The 21,173-nt window shown below is 43.8% G+C and carries 15 protein-coding genes; 8 read left to right on the top strand and 7 right to left on the bottom strand.

Going from position 1 to position 21,173, the window contains the following annotated elements; genetic code table 11:
- Positions 1 to 334 precede the first annotated feature (334 nt).
- Both AC1P5O_RS05185 and AC1P5O_RS05180 read left to right on the top strand, forming a co-directional pair.
- Positions 335 to 1,063: an aldolase/citrate lyase family protein gene (locus AC1P5O_RS05185; RefSeq protein ID WP_004646746.1), complete on the top strand. Its 729-nt coding sequence runs from the start codon at positions 335 to 337 to the stop codon at positions 1,061 to 1,063.
- Positions 1,064 to 1,744: 681 nt separating this feature from the next.
- Positions 1,745 to 1,963, top strand: coding sequence for a hypothetical protein (locus AC1P5O_RS05180; protein ID WP_004279847.1), 219 nt, complete (start codon positions 1,745 to 1,747; stop codon positions 1,961 to 1,963).
- A 28-nt stretch (positions 1,964 to 1,991) separates the two neighbouring features.
- On the opposite strand, the gene AC1P5O_RS05175 is transcribed toward AC1P5O_RS05180, so the two are convergent.
- Complete coding sequence (locus tag AC1P5O_RS05175; RefSeq protein WP_004646748.1) at positions 1,992 to 2,711, bottom strand: UDP-2,3-diacylglucosamine diphosphatase; 720 nt, start codon at positions 2,709 to 2,711, stop codon at positions 1,992 to 1,994.
- A gap of 111 nt (positions 2,712 to 2,822) precedes the next feature.
- A complete protein-coding gene (locus tag AC1P5O_RS05170) occupies positions 2,823 to 3,332 on the bottom strand; it encodes a peptidylprolyl isomerase (protein WP_004279844.1) in 510 nt (169 codons plus the stop codon).
- Between the two features lie 491 nt (positions 3,333 to 3,823).
- On the opposite strand from AC1P5O_RS05170, the gene AC1P5O_RS05165 reads away from it, so the two are divergent.
- On the top strand, positions 3,824 to 5,482 hold the full coding sequence (locus tag AC1P5O_RS05165; protein WP_499005810.1) for a glutamine--tRNA ligase/YqeY domain fusion protein: 1,659 nt from the start codon (positions 3,824 to 3,826) through the stop codon (positions 5,480 to 5,482).
- 69 nt (positions 5,483 to 5,551) lie between these two features.
- A complete protein-coding gene (locus AC1P5O_RS05160; protein ID WP_004646751.1) occupies positions 5,552 to 6,463 on the top strand; it encodes a bestrophin family protein in 912 nt (303 codons plus the stop codon).
- Positions 6,464 to 6,546: 83 nt separating this feature from the next.
- On the opposite strand, the gene AC1P5O_RS05155 is transcribed toward AC1P5O_RS05160, so the two are convergent.
- The 4 genes from AC1P5O_RS05155 to putA all read right to left on the bottom strand — a co-directional run bounded on the left by AC1P5O_RS05155 (position 6,547) and on the right by putA (position 12,990).
- On the bottom strand, positions 6,547 to 7,107 hold the full coding sequence (locus AC1P5O_RS05155; RefSeq protein ID WP_026055785.1) for a lecithin retinol acyltransferase family protein: 561 nt from the start codon (positions 7,105 to 7,107) through the stop codon (positions 6,547 to 6,549).
- Between the two features lie 392 nt (positions 7,108 to 7,499).
- Positions 7,500 to 7,724, bottom strand: coding sequence for a hypothetical protein (locus AC1P5O_RS05150; protein WP_004279838.1), 225 nt, complete (start codon positions 7,722 to 7,724; stop codon positions 7,500 to 7,502).
- Between the two features lie 243 nt (positions 7,725 to 7,967).
- Positions 7,968 to 9,050 carry a tRNA (uridine(54)-C5)-methyltransferase TrmA gene (gene trmA, locus AC1P5O_RS05145; protein WP_005263041.1) on the bottom strand — a complete coding sequence of 361 codons (1,083 nt, stop codon included), beginning with the start codon at positions 9,048 to 9,050 and terminating at the stop codon, positions 7,968 to 7,970.
- A 184-nt stretch (positions 9,051 to 9,234) separates the two neighbouring features.
- On the bottom strand, positions 9,235 to 12,990 hold the full coding sequence (gene putA, locus AC1P5O_RS05140) for a trifunctional transcriptional regulator/proline dehydrogenase/L-glutamate gamma-semialdehyde dehydrogenase (RefSeq protein WP_004646755.1): 3,756 nt from the start codon (positions 12,988 to 12,990) through the stop codon (positions 9,235 to 9,237).
- Between the two features lie 118 nt (positions 12,991 to 13,108).
- On the opposite strand from putA, the gene AC1P5O_RS05135 reads away from it, so the two are divergent.
- The gene (locus tag AC1P5O_RS05135) at positions 13,109 to 13,603 is read left to right on the top strand and encodes an Lrp/AsnC ligand binding domain-containing protein (protein WP_004279833.1); all 495 of its coding nucleotides are present in this window, start codon (positions 13,109 to 13,111) and stop codon (positions 13,601 to 13,603) included.
- Between the two features lie 79 nt (positions 13,604 to 13,682).
- On the opposite strand, the gene putP is transcribed toward AC1P5O_RS05135, so the two are convergent.
- Entirely contained in the window at positions 13,683 to 15,191 is a 1,509-nt protein-coding gene (gene putP / locus AC1P5O_RS05130) for a sodium/proline symporter PutP (RefSeq protein WP_004646756.1), read from the bottom strand.
- A gap of 421 nt (positions 15,192 to 15,612) precedes the next feature.
- Here putP and aspA point away from each other — a divergent pair, with 421 nt between their 5' ends.
- The 3 genes from aspA (at position 15,613) to mfd (ending at position 21,133) form a co-directional block, all read left to right on the top strand.
- Positions 15,613 to 17,055 carry an aspartate ammonia-lyase gene (gene aspA / locus AC1P5O_RS05125; protein WP_034439543.1) on the top strand — a complete coding sequence of 481 codons (1,443 nt, stop codon included), beginning with the start codon at positions 15,613 to 15,615 and terminating at the stop codon, positions 17,053 to 17,055.
- A 130-nt stretch (positions 17,056 to 17,185) separates the two neighbouring features.
- Positions 17,186 to 17,551: a hypothetical protein gene (locus tag AC1P5O_RS05120; protein WP_004646758.1), complete on the top strand. Its 366-nt coding sequence runs from the start codon at positions 17,186 to 17,188 to the stop codon at positions 17,549 to 17,551.
- 123 nt (positions 17,552 to 17,674) lie between these two features.
- The gene (gene mfd, locus AC1P5O_RS05115; protein ID WP_004646759.1) at positions 17,675 to 21,133 is read left to right on the top strand and encodes a transcription-repair coupling factor; all 3,459 of its coding nucleotides are present in this window, start codon (positions 17,675 to 17,677) and stop codon (positions 21,131 to 21,133) included.
- Positions 21,134 to 21,173: the final 40 nt, after the last annotated feature.

Genomic DNA, 21,173 nt, shown 5'->3' with positions numbered 1-21,173 from the left:
ATCGTTTGAAGGATAAAAAAAGAATTGGGATTCAGCCGCAGGTTGAAACTTAATACGAGATCAAAGGGGTCAATTTTACTTCGCCATTTTTAAGGTAAAAGGGGTCAATTTTAAAATGCCGTTGACAAAAGCCTGTTTTGAGATGATCTTGAGCTGGATTCAAGCAAAACTTAGAGTTAAATCAGATTAAAATCCAGTTTTTGTCTATTGGCACTTTTAAGCGAGAAGCGTTTAATAAGAGGCATCGCCAGCAACATGCAAATAGGTTAGCGGATGCAAGTGACCAATTACTTTAAACACAAACTGAAAACCCAGCAGCAAATCGGCTTATGGATTGGCAGATGCCTATGGAACCGAGATTGCGGCAAATGCAGGTTATGACTGGCTGCTGATTGATGGTGAGCATGCACCCAGTGATTTGAGAACGACTTTGTCGCAACTGCAAAGTATTGCTGCTTATCCCTCGCAAGCAGTAGTACGACCACCCATTGGTAGCGTACAACTGATCAAGCAACTCCTTGATATCGGTGCACAAACGCTGTTGATTCCGATGGTAGAAACCGTGGAACAGGCCGAACTCATGGTCAGGGCAGTCCGTTATCCGCCTGAAGGAATTCGTGGCGTTGGTGCTGCACTGGCACGTGCCACCCGCTGGAACAGCATTCCAAATTATTATCAGACGGCACATGAAGAAATCTGTTTATTAATCCAGATTGAATCGGTCACAGGACTTGAAAATCTGGATGCTATTCTTCAGATCGACGGGATTGATGGCGTGTTTATTGGCGCCGTTGATCTATCTGCCACTATGGGTTATCAAGGTGATCCGAATCATCCTGAAGTACAAAAAGCTGTAATTGATGCAATCCAGCGGATTCGTTCTGCAGGCAAAGCTGCAGGAATTCTGTCAACCCAGCATGAAGTGACGCAAAAATATATCGAACTTGGCACTGAGTTTGTAGCAGTGGGCGTAGATACCAGTATTTTGATGAATTCCTTGCGTGATCTATTGGGGAAATATAAAAAGGATATCAATGTGATTAATCCGACTAGCGGTTATTAATCAACAAGAGATTCTGAATGAATAGCTTGCTTAGATTTTTAGTTTATTTTTAACCGGAAATTCTTTAGATGAGCTATTCATTCAGCCATAAGAAAATCATAATGAACCTTCAAGATGCAGAACAATTTTTACAAGAACAGCAGAACATCTTAGAGAACCAACGTCAGCAAAAAACTAGACGAGTGCAACAAGCCTTTTTTATGATTCACGTACTGTTTGTAGCCTTAAATGCTATTCTCTTGATCCTAAATTATCAAAAGACGGGAGAGTGGAACTTGCTGTACCTCGGGCTGAGTTTCATGTCTCTAATATTGATTTTAAGGTATTTAAAGACAGGTTTTGTTTATCAACGGAAATGAAGTAACGTTAAAATGAATTTTAGATCATAAAAATCAAAAGCCTAATAATTAACAAAGCATGAAAAAAGTTCTTAAAAATCCCATTCTATTGTCATTACAATGTAATTTTGCTTTTGCTGGATAAATAGCTTACACTGGCTGCACTTCAAGCAAGTACTGTTCTTGCTTCTATTATTATTTTAAGCTGATTGTGATGTACTTTTTAGTTCAAGTATTTGAACTCAAATAAGATCTACTAACCATAGAACTATTATGTAAACTAGGTTGTTATTAATCTCTCTCCATATAGTCACAAAAAGCTCATATCGTGTGAGTAAATATTTTGATCAAAATCAATGAATGGCATATTGCCACTGCCGCTGATGGCAATGAAATTAACGTGAAACTGGTTCCATTAAAGCGCAAGCAAAATACAATGGACGGTTTTATCTGGGTTGAGGTCGGTAAAATGATTCAATTGCCAACGGGTGAGGAATTTCAGTTCAATCTCGATGGTAAAAGTTTCTATACTGGGGTAAACCAGCTTTATCGTCTGTGTTAAGCAGATCAATATCGTAAAAAGTGGCTGATTAATATCGCCACTTTTTTAGTTTCAGGGTATCAAAACTTTGATCTTCCTGAATTTCCAGAATCTCTGCACTGTCTTCTTTCCAGTCGCCTAGTACAATTCTTCTTTTCTGGGCTAACTGATGAATGGCTGCGCGATGCGTATGACCATGGATTAGTACATCTACATCCTGTAATGCCAGCTCAACTGCATGTGGGTTGACGTCCATCACTTCATAGCTTTTAAACTGTTGTGCCTGATGGCTTTGTTGACGAAAGCGGTTGGCTAGTCTGGTTCGAAATGAGAGAGGGGTTTTTCTTAAGAAGCCAAGTAGCCAGGGATGACGAATAATCTTTTTAAAACGCTGATAGGAGACGTCATCGGTACATAGGGCATCGCCATGTTCCAGGCGAAAATGTGTTCCGGCAATGATTAGCTGATCGATTTCGGGAAGAAGCTGCCCGCCAAATCGAGCTAAAAATTTACTTCCTAAGACAAAATCCCGGTTGCCGGCCTGAAAATAGACTTGATTCCCAGCCTGAGTAAACTGTTTTAATGCAGTGACAATTTCGTCCAGCCATGGAGAGGTATAGTCATCACCAATCCAGGCATTGAACCAGTCACCCAGAATATACAATTGGGTATTTTGATTTTGATATTCAGTTAATAAATCTAAAAACCCCCGAACAAGTCGAGGGTGATCAGGTGACAAATGTAAATCTGAGATAAACAGATAGGTCACGAATCTTTTCCTTTTATTCCTCTCTAGATCCCTCATTCATATGAGGGATTTTCCATTACACTGTTTTAAAGTGTTGCTTTAAAACTCATAAAAGAACGGAGAGGACGTTTTTTATTCAGAAATGATTTTTGCAGATTCGATTACTACGTTTTCTAGAGGAACGTCAGCGTGGTAGCCACGGTTGCCAGTACGTACGTTTTTGATTTCGTTCACAACGTCCATACCTTCAACGACTTTACCAAATACGGCATAACCCCAACCTTGAGCAGTTTTGCCAGAGTGGTTAAGGAATGAGTTGTTTTTCACGTTAATGAAGAACTGAGCAGAAGCAGAGTGCGGTGCCTGAGTACGCGCCATTGCAATCGTACCTTCGTCATTGGTCAAGCCGTTGTCTGCTTCGTTTTCGATTGCATCACGTGTTGCTTTTTCTTTGAAGTTTTCATCCATGCCGCCGCCTTGGATCATGAAACCATCAATAACACGGTGGAAAATTACGCCGTCATAAAAACCGTCACGTACGTATTCTAAAAAGTTAGCTACGGTTTTAGGTGCTTTTTCAGCATTGAGTTCTAGAACAATACGACCTTTATTGGTGTTTAATTCGACTTGAGGAAAACTCATTGTGTAATCTCCTGATCATGGACGAGTGCCATGGTTTTTTCTGAATGAGTGAAGCATAAGCAAACTACATTCGACAAGGCAAGTAAAAACATTATTTTCTTTGTTAAAAGCATAAAAATAATACCTTATTTATACGTTGATTTATCAAGGCATTTCAGATATTGCCCTATCAGGTACCCTATTTTGAATTGGCGTAAATTAATGATTTTACTGCTTGTACAAGCACTGATATTTTAGTTTCAGGCAACTCGCCGTATTTTCATTTTTTAAAATGGGTGAATTGAAATCAAATACCATAGTTAGCGGTTGAGAGATTATTCACCTCTAGTTAAACTAAGGAACTTTGATAATGAATATGCGTACAACCTGTGCGATTAAATATTCGTTAATCCCTTTTTAACTTTAGAAGTGAATGATTGATCATGAAGCCAAATGATGTTGTGACATCTCTGCCCGAGAACCCGACCCAAAAGAACAATGCAGTCGATTCAGTGCAGCAGCAAGAACAACAACCGGGCTTGGACTTTGTACGTCAGGTCATTACCGATGATTTAGCCGCTGGTCGTACTCAACAGGTGGTGACGCGTTTTCCGCCTGAGCCGAATGGCTATTTACATATTGGCCATGTGAAAGCAATTTGCTTGAACTTCGGAATTGCTGAAGAATTTAAAGGTGTGTGTAACCTGCGTTTTGACGATACCAACCCGGATGCCGAAGAGCAGGAATATGTGGATGGTATTGCCAATGATGTGAAATGGCTGGGTTTCCAATGGGAAGGCGAGCCGCGTTATGCATCAAGCTATTTCGATCAACTTTATACCTGGGCAGTTCAGCTGATTGAGCAGGGCGATGCCTATGTGGATTTGCAAAGCCCTGAAGAGATCCGTTTAAACCGCGGTAATTTCGTTGAGCCAGGCAAGAACTCGCCACAACGCGATGCAACGGTTGCAGAAAACCTGGAGCGTTTTGAGAAAATGCGCAGCGGTGAATATGCAGAAGGTCAGGCTGTATTACGTGCCAAGATTGATATGACTTCACCGAACGTGCATATGCGTGATCCGATTCTGTATCGTATCCTGCATTCTGAACACCATCAGACTGGCGATAAATGGAAAATTTATCCAATGTATGACTATGCGCATCCATTGTCTGATGCGATTGAAGGCATTACGCATTCACTCTGTACCCTGGAATTCCAGGATCATCGTCCGTTCTATGATTGGGTAGTGGCAAAAGTTAAATCACCATCCGTGCCACGTCAGTATGAATCGAGCCGTTTGAATGTGGACTATACCATCACCTCGAAACGTAAATTACGTAAACTGGTGGAAGGTAGCTATGTTCAGGGCTGGGATGACCCACGTATGCCAACTGTAGTCGGTATGCGTCGTCGTGGTTTCACACCTGAAGGTCTACGTGATTTCTGTCAACGTGTCGGTGTATCGAAAGTTGATGGAAGTATTGTCGATGTAGCTATGCTGGAATACTGTATTCGCCAGTCTCTGGAAAATACTGCCGCTCGTGGTATGGCTGTGTTAAATCCATTAAAAGTGACTTTAACCAACTTGCCAGCCGATATGGACCTGACCCATTCACGTCATCCGAATGTCGATATGGGCGAGCGCGTTATTCCATTGACGACTGAGCTGTATATTGACCGTAAAGACTTTGAAGAAGAGCCACCAAAAGGCTTTAAACGTCTGATTCCAGGAGGTGAAGTTCGTTTACGTCATGCCTATGTCATCAAATGTGACGAAGTCATTAAAGATGAAAATGGTGAAGTGGTTGAGCTGAAATGTTCGATTGATCCTGAAACTTTAGGTAAAAATCCTGAAGGTCGTAAGGTGAAAGGCGTGATTCACTGGGTATCTGCGACAAAAGGCGTTCCTGCGGAAGTGCGTATTTACGACCGTCTGTTTACTGAATCTGATCCTGAGGTGGGCGATGACTTCTTGGCAAACCTGAACCCTGAATCATTGAAGGTAGTTCAGGCCGTGATTGAGCCTGCTTTGGCACAAGCACAACCGGAAGACCGTTTCCAGTTTGAGCGTGAAGGCTATTTTGTGGCTGATCAATATGATCATTCCAGCGAAAAACCGGTATTCAACCGTATTCTGGATCTTAAGGACAGCTTTAAACCAGGCAAATAAGCTGGTTTAAGTCAGAATGTAAAAAGCCCAACTCTGGTTGGGCTTTTTCAATACAGCAGGGAAAATTGCATGATTGTGCGTGATAAGAATAATAGTTTGGGCTTACTGTTTGCCTGGCAGGGAACGATTCTGCCCAAGGTGCTGCCCGCATTGGTTTTGGTGGTTTTTATTTCCGCTTTACTAGTGTATTTGAGTCAGGCGCATTTCGTGAGCCTTCCTGCTGTCCCGGCAATTGGCTTTACCATTTTTGGTGTCATTCTTTCGATCTTTCTGAGTTTTAGAAATACGGCCTGCTATGATCGCTGGTGGGAAGGGCGCAAGCTTTGGGGTGCGTTGATTGCAACCACGCGTCATTTATGCCGTGACAGCCATGTGCTAGATGATCAAATCCGTGAAGTTTTGCTATATCGCATGATGCTGTTTACCCATCTATTACGTGATCGGCTGAGACAGCAAACGCCCAGTATTCAGGCTTATGAAGCCACTGCCGGTTTTGAACCCAAGTCATTTGAGCAATTGCCCATGCAAATCAATCCATCCCAATGGGTGCTGGAACAGATGCAAAAAGAGCTGGTGCAGCAATATAAGCAGGGCAAGATCAGCGATATTATTTATAATAACCTGAATCAGCACACTGTGGCTTTGGGAGATATTCAGGCTGGTTGTGACCGGATTTTGTCCACGCCATTACCATTTTCTTATTCGGTATTGTTACATCGTGCGGTTTATTCTTTTTGCTTTATCCTGCCTTTCAGTTTGCAGGCAAATTTAGGCCTGTGGACACCAATTCTGGTTGGATTGATTGCCTATATGCTACTCGGGCTGGATGAACTCAGTGCGGAACTGGAAGAGCCCTTTGGCTTGCAGGACAACGATCTGCCGCTAGATTCAATTGTGCGACTGGTCGAGCGGGAAACCCTAAGTTCTTTAGGTAAAGCACTACCTGAGGCAATTCAAGCCAGAAAAGGCTATTTGACTTGATTCCTTATCAACATCATCAAAATGTAAAACACGAACTTAAAATTTCTTGCTCACAAAAAATCATCGGCAGGCTGAGCTTTAAATTAACGATGTTTAAGATTGGTCAGGTCTGACACTTTGGTTTTAGCCTGATCTTGCAATTCACGGTATTGTTGCAAACGCAGATTGGCTTTATCTCTGAGTTTTTTCTTGATGTACAGCGCCAATGCGAAACTGGTCGTGGTCAGGGTCAGGAACATGCTGTTCATAAAACTCATCATCGAGCTGATATAACCAATCGTGGTCAGGCGATTCATCATATAAATTACTTGCGGGCTACTTTCCACACCGGTAATCGCCCAGGTACACAAATGTTCGCAATTATTAATAATCAGATGATAGTTGTTTTCATGCATTCTGGACCGCATGCGGCGCACCACTTTACGACCTTTATATTTTGCCGAGTCATAATGTTGCATATGAATTGGTTTGCCATGACTGAATTTTTCAATAGAAGTTATTTCAATCGGGCGTTTCTTGAATAAATGCGCAAAGCCGGAATAATGAATGACACGACCACGTCCGGCGTAAATCCCATGATGGGTATAACCGAAATGTTTAACCATAAGATGTGCGCCTATGGGAAACCGTTTAGTCTGTTGCATATCAGAATTAAGCCATTTAAAAAAGCATTGTCGTTTAATAGGAAGTGTACTGTGTTTTGCTAAATTAATCGATGCCTTGCCTGAGTTTCAGATCAGAATTGAAGAGTTATTAAGCCAAGTTTTAAAGGAGCTAGAAGAGAGCAGAATTTAGAACATATTCTTCTGATAAAGGTTTTAAATAGCCTAAGCAAGTACTAAAATTTCTGCAAAATCACAAGCATGGATCAAGGAAGTCATTCAACATTTTCTGCCTGATCCCTGAAGCTTTTAAAGTTGAAGTTAATAAACTATGCTGAAATAGAGAAGACCAAACCCTTAAACTAAACTTTCAAGCATAAAAAAAGCACCTGACTACGCAAGTGCTTTCTTTATACGGCTGTAACCTTGGCCGATTACTGCAATGGCAAGTGCTGAAGTTCATTCAGTTCTTTGCGGCTATAGCCGCGAGATACAAGAACCTTTTTAATTCCGATGATGATTTCTTCATCAGTAGCTTTAGAAAGTGCTTCAAGAAGCTGTTCATTTGTCTTGCAAGAGCAATCATTTTCAACACAAGCAATTTGATTCTTGTGTTCATTGTGTTGTTCATGAGAAAACAACTTTTGCCAAAAACTCATAGAGCCTTCATACAACAACCTAACATAGAGTGAAATATAGCCAATTAAATAAATAAAGCAATAGGACCTATGTGATAAAAGCAGCAGTCAGGCTAGAAAATTTCCGATTGAAGCCTAAAGGTCTAACGATATTTCTTGCTGTACAAGTCAATATTTATTATTAAATACATGATTTATAGTATAAAAAATGGAGCTTCAAAAAGCTCCATTTTTGTAACAATATAATAAATTGAAACAAATTCTTTATACTTTTTCCAACAATACACCCGTTTCAACATGATGTGTATACGGGAACTGGTCAAACATGGCGAACTTGCTGATTCTATGCGTTTGAGACAACTGTTTCAGATTGTCATATAAGGTATTTGGATTACAAGAAATGTAAATAATACGCTGGAAACGCTGTAACAGTTTCAGCGTTTCATCATCAATACCAGCACGCGGTGGATCGACAAATACCGTATCAAAATCATAAGTCGAAATGTCAATTTGTGCTTCCTGCAAACGACGGAAAACACGTTCGCCATTATAGGCTTGAGTGAATTCTTCGGCAGACAGACGCGCAACCTGAATATTTTCAATCTGGTTCTGCTCAATATTCCACTCAGCTGCATAAACTGAAGATTTGGCTAATTCAGTGGCCAAAACACGGCGGAATTTGGTCGAAAGCGGCAGGGTAAAGTTCCCATTGCCACAGTAGAGTTCCAGCAAATCTTTATCTGATTGTTCCGCTGCATCACATGCCCATTCCAGCATTTTTTGACAAACTTGTGCATTGGGCTGGGTGAAGCTGCTTTCGATCTGCTTATATTTATAGTGACGATCAAAAACAGACAGTTCTTCCACCACATATTCATCAGTCAGGACGAATTTCTGGCCACGGCTTCGGCCAATCAGTTTAATATTCAGTTTTTCCGCCAGTGCTTTTGCTGCAGGTTCCCAGCTTTCATCCAGCTTGCGGTGATAAATCAGGGAAACTAGGACTTGGCCACTTAAAGTCGCCAGAAAATGGACTTCAAATAGACGATGACCCAGATTGGCATCTGCCTTGAATGCTTCAAGTAATTGTGGCATCAAGTCATTAATGCTGCGGTCTGCAATTGGAAATTCATCAATACGAATGACTTTTTTATTGTTGTTCTCGTCACGTTCGAACATGGCATAAAACAGATCATCTTCAGTATGCCAGATCCGGAATTCAGCACGCATGCGGAAATATTTTTCAGGAGACTGGAATACTTCTAAAGCAGGTGGTTGATATTCGGCAAACTGAGCGCTGATGCGTTCAATTTTGGCTTCAAGTTGTTGCTGATAAGATGAAGTCATATGCAGTAAGAAATCGCAAATATTTTAAAGCGCAAATGGTAGCAAAAAATTGCCGATCTGCCTAAGCCTATTGTAGTCAAGCCGCTTTAAAAGCTGCATAAAAAAGACCAAACCTTCTGAGGAGAGAGGTTTGGCCATAAAGAGGAAAGATTTAAGCTAAAAATGCTGAGATGATTGGACTGATTTAGAGATTATCCATCGTCATCAAGCTGGCATTGCCGCCTGCCGCCGCCGTATTGATACTGATCGCGCGTTCAATCACAAATCGCTCGACCGGAATATCATAGTTGCCCGAACTTAAATGGGTGATACCAATAATTGGACCTTGGCGTGTTGCAATGCGTTTCTGCAAGTCAATCAGTTCAGTAGTGTCACCATGATGCAGGACGGCCTCAAATACACCTGTTTCAATATCCCGGACCACTTTAAATTGCTTGCTAACCGCGGCTGGCATGGTTGGTAAATATTTCAGAATAAAAGTATTGTTTGCCAGTACCGCAGGACGACTGCCAACCGATAAAATCGCCAGAATTTGCTGAATCTGGTCTTGATCCCTATGTGCTAACGAGAGAACGCTTTCACGTGGCAAGATCATGTATTGATTTTCCTCGCCAGTTGGGCCTTGCAGGCTAAAGCTTTGACCAGTCGCAATTTGCATAGGCGCTTTTAAAGATAAAGTTGGGAAAGTTTTAGCTACCCAGGCTTTAAACTCCTGAACAAGTTTATGTTCAACAAGTGCTGGCTCAGCTTGAGCTGCATAAGGCTGAGCCAGTTTTTTCTCGGATACTTGATGCATTAAACGATAGATATACAACGGGCCACCCGCTTTCGGGCCGGTGCCGGACAGACCTTCACCACCAAAAGGCTGGACGCCCACGACCGCACCAACGATATTGCGGTTGATATACAGGTTGCCGACTTCCGCTCGTGCAATCACGGTTTGCATGGTTTCATCAATACGCGTGTGCAAGCCCATGGTCAGGCCATAACCCTTGCTGTTGATCTGATCTAACAACTGTTCCAGTTCGCCATATTTATAGCTGATCAGATGCAGTACCGGGCCAAACACTTCACGTTCCAGATCATCCAGATTTGGAAGTTCAATCAGGGTTGGTGCAATGAATGTTCCTGGAGTTAATTCAGTCTGGTCCTGATTAAACATCAACTGATGAACTGTATGACCTTTGCTGCGCATCTGCTCGATATGCTTTTGGATATTTTGCTGGGCTTCTGCATCAATCACTGGACCAATATCGGTTTTCAGCAAGACCGGATTGCCAACGCGCAACTGTTGCATCGCACCTTTGAGCATGCTGCGTACGGCCTCCAGATTATCTTCCTGAACACAGAGGACACGCAGGGCAGAACAGCGCTGACCGGCACTGTCATAGGCAGAGCTCACAACATCCAACACCACCTGTTCAGTCAATGCAGATGAATCCACAATCATGGCATTTTGACCACCAGTTTCAGCAATCAGGGTGACGCTTTCTCCAAACTGGTTTATTCGTTCTGCCACGGTTTTTTGTAGAATTTGGGCGACCTCGGTGGAACCGGTAAACATGATGCCCTGAATACGTGGATCTGCACTGAGCTGTGCACCAATGGTTTCACCACGGCCCGGCAATAGCTGTAACACATCCTGCGGAATGCCGGCTTCCCATAAAATCTGTACGGCTTGTGCTGCAATGAGCGGTGTTTGTTCAGCCGGTTTGGCAATCACGGTATTGCCAGCGACCAGCGCTGCTGAAATCTGACCGGTAAAAATCGCCAGCGGGAAGTTCCATGGACTGATACATAGTACAGTACCTAAAGGCTGGATCTGTACATTGTCACTGAGATCCAAAACTTGAGCTGCATAGTAACGCAAGAAATCTACCGCCTCACGTACTTCGGCAATCGCATTGGCATAGGTTTTACCTGCTTCGCGAGAAAGAAGAACCATGAGCGGAAGCAAACGCTGTTCCATCAGTTCTGCGGCTTTATTCAGGCAGGCAGCACGCTCATTTTTTGGCAGATTGGCCCAGAAACTTTGTGCATTAACTGCTTGAGTGAGTGCAATTTCAGCCTGTTCAGAAGTTGCTTCATAGACTGTGCCGACCACATCCTGATGGTGTGCTGGATTGATCACTGGAACTGCATGGGGCGTATCCACGCTGCTAAATGCCGTTCCCATAGCAGCTGACTGAAATTGCGTATTTGCCAGACTGGATGCGACTTCATTTAAAATACTGAGTTCAGCATCATTGGCCAAATCGAGTCCTGAAGAGTTCAATCGTTCATCGGCATAAAGATCTTGCGGATAGGGAATATGCGGATGCTTGGCACCCAATACGCTTTCCTGTTTTGACGCCTTTAAAATGGTTTGCTGTGGATTTTCAATCAAATCTTCAATTTTCAAGGTTTTGTCAGCAATACGATTGACGAAGGAGGTATTGGCACCATTTTCCAGTAAGCGGCGCACCAGATAAGCCAGCAAGGTTTCATGATTGCCGACTGGCGCATAGATCCGGCATGGTACACCGAGTTTATTTTTCGATGGATCGCCCACGACATTTTCATACAGTGGTTCGCCCATGCCATGCAGACATTGGAACTCATATTGGCCGGCATAATACTGCTCAGGTTGTGCCAGCTGATAGATCGTCGCTACCGTTTGTGCATTGTGAGTGGCAAATTGTGGGTAGATATAATCCGGTTCAGCCAACAGCTTACGCGCACAAGCAATATAAGACAGATCCGTATGCACCTTACGAGTAAATACCGGATAATCTGACATTCCATCAATTTGGGCTTTCTTGATTTCGCTGTCCCAATATGCGCCTTTGACCAGACGAATCATCAAGCGTTTCTGGCTGCGCTTCGCCAGATCAATGATGTAATCCACTACATAGAAGCAGCGTTTCTGATAGGCCTGAATCACAAAGCCAATGCCTTTCCAGTCCTGTAATTGTGGTTCAAAACACAGGCGTTCTAACAGTTCAAGTGAAATCTCAAGGCGATCACTTTCTTCAGCATCGATATTTAAACCAATATTGTATTGCTTGGCCAAGACCGCGAGTTTCAGTACTTTTGCATAGAGCTCATCATGCACGCGATCCATTTGCGAACGCTGATAACGGGGGTGCAGCGCAGAGAGTTTGATAGAAATGCCAGGCCCGTCATAAACATCCTTATCCTGCGAAGATTGACCAATGGCATGAATGGCTTGCTGATAATCCTGATAATAACGTTCAGCATCCGGATCGGTCAGTGCTGCTTCACCCAGCATGTCATAGGAATAGCGAAAGCCTTTTTCTTCCAACGGTTCGGCATTTTTCAGGGCTTCATCAATGGTTTCACCCGTGACAAACTGCTCGCCCATCATGCGCATGGCAACATCGACAGCCTTACGGATAATCCCGCGGCCACTGCGTGCCAAAAGACCGGTCAATAAGCTAGACAGGCTTTTTTGCTGTGGGGTTTCCATCAGCTTGCCGGTCAGCATCAGTCCCCAGGCTGCTGCATTCACAAACATCAATTGGCTCTGGCCCAAATGTTCTTTCCAGTTACCTTGATTGATTTTGTCACGGATCAGCAGGTCACGTGTGGCTTTGTCCGGAATCCGCAGTAAGGCTTCTGCCAGACACATCAGGGCAATGCCTTCCTGAGAAGATAAAGAAAATTCCTGCAATAAGCCTTGGACAATACCGGCTTTCCCAGTGGAACTTTTGCGTTCACGTAAGGAATGTGCGAGATCAAAGGCAAGCGCCTGAATCTTGTCACTCATCTCGGAAGAAATTTCACTATGGGCCAATAACTCTTCGACGCATTCAGTTTCTGCACGACGCCATACCGTATTAATACGTTCTTCGTATTGGTTTTTGTGTTTAAATTCAGCAATATAATTTGAGTGCTGGGCTGAATCTAAAATTGAATCTGGGCGGAGAGTGGTTGGCATAGTGACTTCCTGTACTGCGTCAATCAGTTCTTTGAGGTGAATGAGTTTTAATCTATAATCACAGAATATTTGACGAATATCTCACTATAGTTTTCGCTTTTTTTAGAGAATAATTCTAATGCCAAGTCCTTATTTGAACCTTGACCGTATAGATATTCGTATACTGGGTTTATTGCAATCCGATGCCAAGCTATCCAATATCAAACTGGCTGAACTGGTCAATTTGTCGCCTACAGCAGCCTTGGCGCGTGTACAAAAGCTGACCCGGGAAGGTTTTATTGTGGGCTATGAAGCGCGCCTCAATCCAGTCATGTTGAATAATGGTTTTGTGGTCTTTGTTGAAATTTTATTGGATAAAACCACGCCGAATGTTTTAGATGAATTTTCCCATGCTGTGCGGCAGATTCCTGAAATTATCGAGTGTCATATGATCAGTGGCGGGTTTGATTTCGTGGTAAAAATCCGCTGTGCCAATATGGATGAGTTCCGGAAAATCTCTGGTCAGATCTTGTGGCAATTGCCCGGAATTAAAGAAACGCGCAGTTATCCGGTGATGGAAGTGATTAAAGAAAGTCAGCAGATCCATCTGAAAATGCCGGGAAAAGCCAAGTAATTTTCAAGAACTTCATTTGTGAATCTAAGAAACATAAAAGGGACGATTAAGTCCCTTTTATGTGCAAGAAAAAAGGTGATTATTTTTTCATTTCTGCCATTTCTTTTTGATACTCGGCTTTAGCCATTTCAAAGCGTTTGACCACATCAGCACTCGGTGCTTTATCCAGCAGGCTGACGATGATAATGCTGAGGGTGGCCAGAATAAAGCCTGGAATGATCTCATACAGACCGGTATCACCCATATAATTTTTCCAGACAATTACAGTCATGGCACCAACCACCATACCCACAATTGCGCCGTTGAGGGTCATTCGTTTCCAGAATAGCGACAAGATAATCAGCGGGCCAAATGCAGCACCAAAGCCCGCCCAGGCATAAGCCACCAGACCCAAAACCTTACTGTTCGGATTAATCGCCAGTGAAATGGCAATTAGGGCAATCACCAAGACCATGCCGCGACCGACCCAGATCAGTTCTTTTTGTGAAGCATTTTTACGCAGGAAACTCTTATATAAATCTTCGGTCAGGGTGGTTGAGCAGACCAGAAGCTGACAGCTCAAGGTGCTCATAATTGCCGCCAAGATAGCAGCCAGAATGATTCCGGCAATCCATGGATTAAACAGGATTTTGGTCAACTCCATAAATACCGTTTCAGGGTTTTGATTCACCACCGAAGCCAATGCGGGATTGACACTGAAGTAGGCAATACCGATATAACCGGCAGCCACTGCACCGCCTAGGCATAGAATCATCCAGGTCATGCCAATACGGCGTGCAGCAGGAATGGTTTTGACCGAATCTGCTGCCATAAAACGCACCAGAATATGCGGCTGACCAAAATAACCCAAGCCCCAAGCCAGACTGGAAATAATCGCAACGGTGCTTAAACCTTCAAGCATGCTTGAAGCATGTGGGCGAGCCGATTCAAGGATGACACTCACTTGCTGGCTGTTGTCGCCCAGAGCCAAGAAGGTAATGATCGGAGTCAGCAATAAGGCAAAAATCATCAAACCGGCTTGGAATGTATCTGTCCAGCTGATCGCCAAAAAGCCACCAATACAAACATAAAGAATCGTCGCCATCGCACCAATCACAAGCGCTGTGGTGTAATCCCAGCCAAACAGGCTTTCAAACAGTCGTGCACCTGCGACCATGCCTGAGGCACAATAAATTGCAAAGAACACCAGAATCACCAAGGCAGACAAGACCCGTAAAATACGTTTACGATCGGAAAAACGGCTAGTGAAATAATCCGGCAAGGTTAGAGCATTGTTCTGATATTCAGTATGGGCGCGCAGTCGACCTGCCACGAGTAACCAGTTCAGCCATGCACCGATAATCAAACCGATCGCAATCCAGACTTCTGACAGACCAGACAAGTAAATGGCTCCTGGAAGACCCATCAACAGCCAGCCACTCATATCCGATGCGCCCGCCGAAAGTGCAGTGACGACACTGCCCAGACTCCGTCCACCTAGAATATATTCGTCAAAATTGGAGGTGGCACGATAAGCATATAAACCGATTGCAATCATGGCGATAATATAAAACATGAAAGTAATCAGGGTGGGGTTTAAAGAAGTCATGGGCAGGTCATCCTGTAAATATGGAAATCATCGTCCAAGATGATTTTTTGTACTGAGATTGCAAGGAGGTGATTCAAGCATGGTTTAAAAATTACACTCTGTAACAATTACACAGCTTTTATGTATACCTATTGTAAATAGAGTAGTAATTCACTGAAATTGAATTAGGAATAACTTGAGCGGATAAAAGGCAATACGACGTCGAATTCAGGGGAAAAGTGGAAATTTTGAATAAATAATGAAAATATTTGAATCTTAGCCAATTGCTTACACAATCTTACAAAACTCACAGCTTTAGCGTATTGGTAATAAATCGTAGCAAATCTAGGTTAAAGTCTTCCTATTAGGCCTGTATTTGTTTGCTCATATTAATGTCACACCAAATACGGTGCATCGCCAAGAGTATTTTTTAGTGGACAATATGCTTCAAATCGAACCGACCCGCATTGAACGTGATTTATTGGGGGAAAAACAAATCCCGTTGCATAGCTATTATGGGATTCATACCTTACGTGCCATCGAAAATTTTAAGATTTCTGGATTGGCGGTGGGGCAACAAACGCACTTTATTCGTGCTTTGGCCCAAGTGAAAAAAGCTTCGGCACAAGCCAATCTGCACTTTCAAAAATTGTCCGAGCAGACCAGTACTGCCATTCAGAAAGCTTGTGATGAATTGATTCAGCATCCGGAAGCGTGGCAAACGGCATTTCCACTCGATCCTTATCAGGGCGGTGCCGGAACCTCCATCAATATGAATACCAATGAGGTGATTGCCAATATTGCCCTAGAAATGTCGGGCCATCAGAAAGGTGATTATCACATTCTGCATCCGAATGATCACGTCAATACCTCGCAATCGACCAATGATGTCTATCCAACGGCTTTGCGTCTGGCGACCTATAGCAGTCTGGATGAGTTATTGAGCGTGCTTAAAGCATTGATTGACTGTATCGATCATAAAGCTGCCGAATTTGAATATGTCATCAAGATGGGACGTACCCAGTTACAAGATGCCGTGCCGATGACCATGGAACAGGAATTCCGGGCATTTGCCACCTTATTAAAAGAAGACCTGAAGCTGATTGGACAGATGCGACAGTTATTGCTGGAAGTCAATTTAGGCGCCACCGCCATTGGGACCGGGGTGAATACACCGCCGGGCTATGCCAAGCGGGTGGTGGAAATCTTGGCGCACCTGACAGGTTTACCTTTAAAAGGTGCAGCAGATTATGTCGAGGCGACCAGCGATTGTGGCGTCTTTATTATCTTGTCGAGCAGTTTAAAACGTCTGGCAGTGAAATTGTCCAAAATCTGTAATGACTTGCGCTTGCTCAGCTCGGGGCCGCGTACAGGGTTAGCTGAAATTCGCTTACCTGAGTTACAGGCAGGTTCTTCGATCATGCCGGCAAAAATCAATCCGGTAATTCCAGAAGTTGTGAATCAGATTGCATTCCGGGTGATTGGTAATGACTTAACCATTACTATGGCTGCGGAAGCCGGGCAGTTACAATTGAATGTCATGGAACCTGTGATTGCCGTGGCGATGAATGAATCAATTCAATTATTGACCCAAGGCATGCAAACCCTGAATCAGAAATGTATTGCTGGTATTCAGGCCAATGAACAGATTTGCTTAAGTTCCGTCATGCGCAGTGTCGGGATTGTGACCTTGCTTGAACCGATTCTGGGACATGCCAAGTGTGATGAAATCGGCAAACAATGTATGTGGGAAAATAAAACCGTGCCACAGGTGGTATTAGAGTTAGGCTTATTGAGTGAAGCGCAATTAGAAGAGATTTTTGCATTTGAAAATCTGGTGTCTGAAATACCTGTAGCAGAGAGTCAGCTCGAACAGGTTTCTTGATAGCATAAATTGTCTTGAAACAGCTCAAATCAACTGATCGTTGTGATTTTGACAATTTGCCTCAAGTTCGATATGTGGATTTGAGGCATTTTCATCTAGACTAGGGTCTGAACTTTATTTGGCTGGGTAAATGGCGATGTTTGATAAAATCAGTGCATTATTTAAAACTAATAAACCGACTGCTGCACAGCTATATTTAGACGAGCAGAATATCCAGCATGTCGAAGGCACAGGTTATATCGTGGATGGCATTGATTTAAATCAGGAACTGACCACACGCTTAGAATATTTGTCCAATCGCCGTCTAAAACAGTTTGATGATTTAAAAGCTTTATACGACACCGCGATGCTGATCAATGAAAAGATTGATCTGGAAATTGCCCATCAGCGTTTTAATGTGACTTTGGGAAATACCGAAGAGAACCTGCTGCAATTTAAAATGATCCTCAAGAAGTTAAATGATTATTATCGTAACTTTCTGCGAGAGAAAAAATAAGTGTTAAAAGTGGCTTGAAATCGAAGCGTATGGATGTGGCAAGACTGCATAAAAATAACAAAATATCCTGAGATCATCGTGCTAGTATAAGCCTCAGGTTATTTAGACTTTAAAGCTATATCCATGTTCCAACAAGAAATTTCCCAACTCAATTTACCACAACTCAAAGCAGGCGAGAAACGCTGGTTAGGCAATCTGCAAGGTTCCTCGACGGCATTGTTGCTCAAAGAAATCGTGCAGCAGCAATCGCGTTTATTTATCGTGATTGCACGTAATAATCAGCATTTGGGTCAACTGGAAAGTGAACTGGAATTTTATGGGGTTAAACCCACGATTTTTCCAGATTGGGAAATCTTGCCTTATGACCGTCTCTCCCCCCATCAGGATATTGTCTCGGAACGTCTGGCAATCTTATCCAATATGCCAAAAACTGGCGTACTGTTGCTGTCCGCCTCAACTTTGGCACAACGTGTGGCGCCGACCTCATGGATTCTGGGTGAGCATTTCGATATTCATGTCGGTCAGAAATTTGATCTGGAACAACAAAAGAAAAAGTTGATTCAGGCCGGTTATCATCTGGTCGATACCGTCTATGATCCAGGTGAATTCGCGGTACGCGGCAGTATCATGGATATCTACGCATCGGGACAGGAAGCACCGATTCGGATTGACCTGTTTGATGATGAAATTGAAAGCCTGAAATTTTTCGATGCCGAAACTCAGCGCACCACGCAAAGTTTGCAGCAGTTTACCGTATTGCCGGCACAGGAATTTCCGCTCAAGGAAGGTCGTGCCACTTTCCGTGACCGCTATGCCGAATTTTTCCCGACCGCGAATCCAAAGAAAAACCCGATCTATCAGGATGTGATGGATGGCATAGTCTCGCCGGGAATCGAGTTTTATTTGCCCTTGTTTTTCAGCGCGGAAGCCATGCAAGGCCAAAGTTCACTGATTTCGTACCTACCGAAGAATGGCATTGTCATTACAGATAAGGCTCTGGACGAAAGTCTCAGCCAGTTTTGGCAAGATGTGGTGCGCCGTTATGAAGATCGTCGCCACAATGTCGACCAACCGATCATGCCGCCTGAAAGCCTGTTTTTTCAGACCAATCAGGTGCTGGAGCAGCTGAACCAGTTTGCACGCATCATTGCCGCACAAACATCTTTTGATCAAAAAGCTGGGGTATTGAATCTTGATACCCAGTTGCCACCGCGTCTGCCCGTAGATCCGAAACGTGAAAAACCGTTTCATGAAATCAAAAAATATATTGATCAGGCTAATCATCCGGTATTGCTAGTGGCTGAAAGTGCTGGACGCCGGGAAAGTCTTAAAGATGCCTTAAGGCCAAGTCTGGGTGATATCCCCACGGTTGAAAATTTTGATAGTTTTATTCAATCTCTGTATGCAATTGCCATTACCAATGCGCCTTTAGAGCGTGGTCTGGTATTGACCGATCGTGTCAGCGTAATTTCTGAAAATCAGCTGTATGAACATCGCGTGGTACAGCGCCGTCGCAAACGTCAACAGGAAGTTTCCGAAGAGTTTCTGATCCGAAGTCTAACTGAGCTGACCATGGGCGCGCCTGTGGTACATATCGATTATGGGGTCGGACGTTATGCCGGTCTGGTCACCCTAAGTATTGATGATCAGGATCACGAATTTTTGCAGCTGGATTATGCGGATGCCGCCAAAGTCTATGTGCCGGTGACCAATCTACACTTAATCAGCCGGTACAGTGGTGGTGATCCGGATCTGGCACCTTTGCATAAACTGGGTACGGACGCATGGAATAAAGCCAAACGTAAAGCGCTGGAACAGATTCACGATGTCGCGGCCGAATTGCTGCATATTCAGGCACGGCGTTCTTCCAAGCCCGGGATCAGTTTTGAAATCGATCAAAGCCTGTATATGCAATTTGCCAGTGGCTTTGCCTATGAAGAAACACTGGATCAGGCCAATGCGATTGAAGCGACGTTGCATGACATGCAGCAGGCCAAGCCGATGGATCGTCTGGTGTGTGGTGATGTCGGGTTTGGTAAAACAGAAGTCGCAATGCGTGCCGCATTTGTTGCAGTACAGAATAACCGGCAGGTGGCGATTCTGGTACCGACCACTTTGCTGGCACAGCAGCATTATGATTCATTCAAAGACCGCTTCGCCGACTGGCCAGTCCGGATTGAAGTGCTGTCACGTTTCGGCTCTTCCAAAGCACATACCAAGACCATTGACGACCTGATTGAAGGTAAAGTCGATATTGTGATTGGTACACATAAGATTTTGCAGGAAAATGTTCAGTTTAAGAATCTTGGCTTGATGATTGTCGATGAAGAGCATCGTTTCGGGGTGCGCGACAAGGAACGAATCAAGGCGATGCGTGCCGATGTCGACATGCTGACACTGACTGCAACTCCAATTCCACGGACACTGAATATGGCCTTTAGTGGCATGCGTGATCTGTCGATTATCGCCACACCGCCGGCACGCCGTCTTGCGGTGAAAACCTTTGTGCAGGAACATACCGATGACACCATTAAAGAAGCGATTCTGCGTGAATTGCTGCGCGGTGGTCAGGTTTATTTTCTGCATAATGAAGTTGATACAATCGATCGTGCCGCCGAGCATATCCGTAAACTGGTGCCGGAAGCGCGGGTGATTGTGGCCCACGGGCAGATGCGTGAACGTGAACTGGAGCAGGTGATGCAGCAGTTCTATCACAAGGAATACAATGTTCTGGTATGTTCGACCATTATTGAAACCGGGATTGATGTTCCGAATGCCAATACCATTCTGATTGAACGTGCTGACAAGCTGGGCCTGGCACAATTACATCAGCTACGCGGACGTGTAGGACGCTCACACCATCAGGCTTATGCCTACTTAATGGTGCCGTCTTTAAAAGCCTTAAAAGGTGATGCAGAAAAACGTCTGGATGCCATTCAGCGTGCTTCGACCTTGGGTGCCGGTTTTATGCTGGCAACCGAAGATCTGGAAATTCGCGGCGCAGGTGAGTTACTAGGTGAGCAGCAGAGTGGTTCGATGCAGGCTATTGGTTATAGCCTGTATATGGAAATGCTGGAAAAAGCCACCAAAGCCATTCAAAAAGGCAAAACGCCAAACTTCGATGCACCATTGTCATTGACTGCCGAAATTACCCTGCATATGCCAGCGTTGATTCCAGATGAATATCTGGGTGATGTGCATCAACGTCTGTTGTTCTATAAACGCATCAGTAATACTGATACCCAGGAAAAACTGGACAATATCCGGATGGAATTGATCGATCGTTTTGGTATACCGCCGCAACCGGTCAAACAGCTCTTTGCTGTACATCAGATTCGATTGAAAGCCGAGCAGCTTGGTATTACTAAAATTGATATCAGCAGTCAGGGTGGGCATATTGAATTTGCACCGGATACTCCGGTTCAAGCCATGACGATTATCCAGATGATGCAGAAACATCCGACCTATTTCCGGATGGATGGCGGTCAACGTCTAAAAGTCATGGTCATGCTGGAAGACTATCAAAAGCGGATTCAGTTTATACAGGATTTACTGGACAGTCTGCTTAAAGAATTGCACTGATTTTATTCGATTAAATCAGCCTGAAAATTCAGTTTGGATT

This window comes from Prolinoborus fasciculus (genome assembly GCF_056724605.1).
This window is presented reverse-complemented; position numbering and strand designations above follow the sequence as displayed.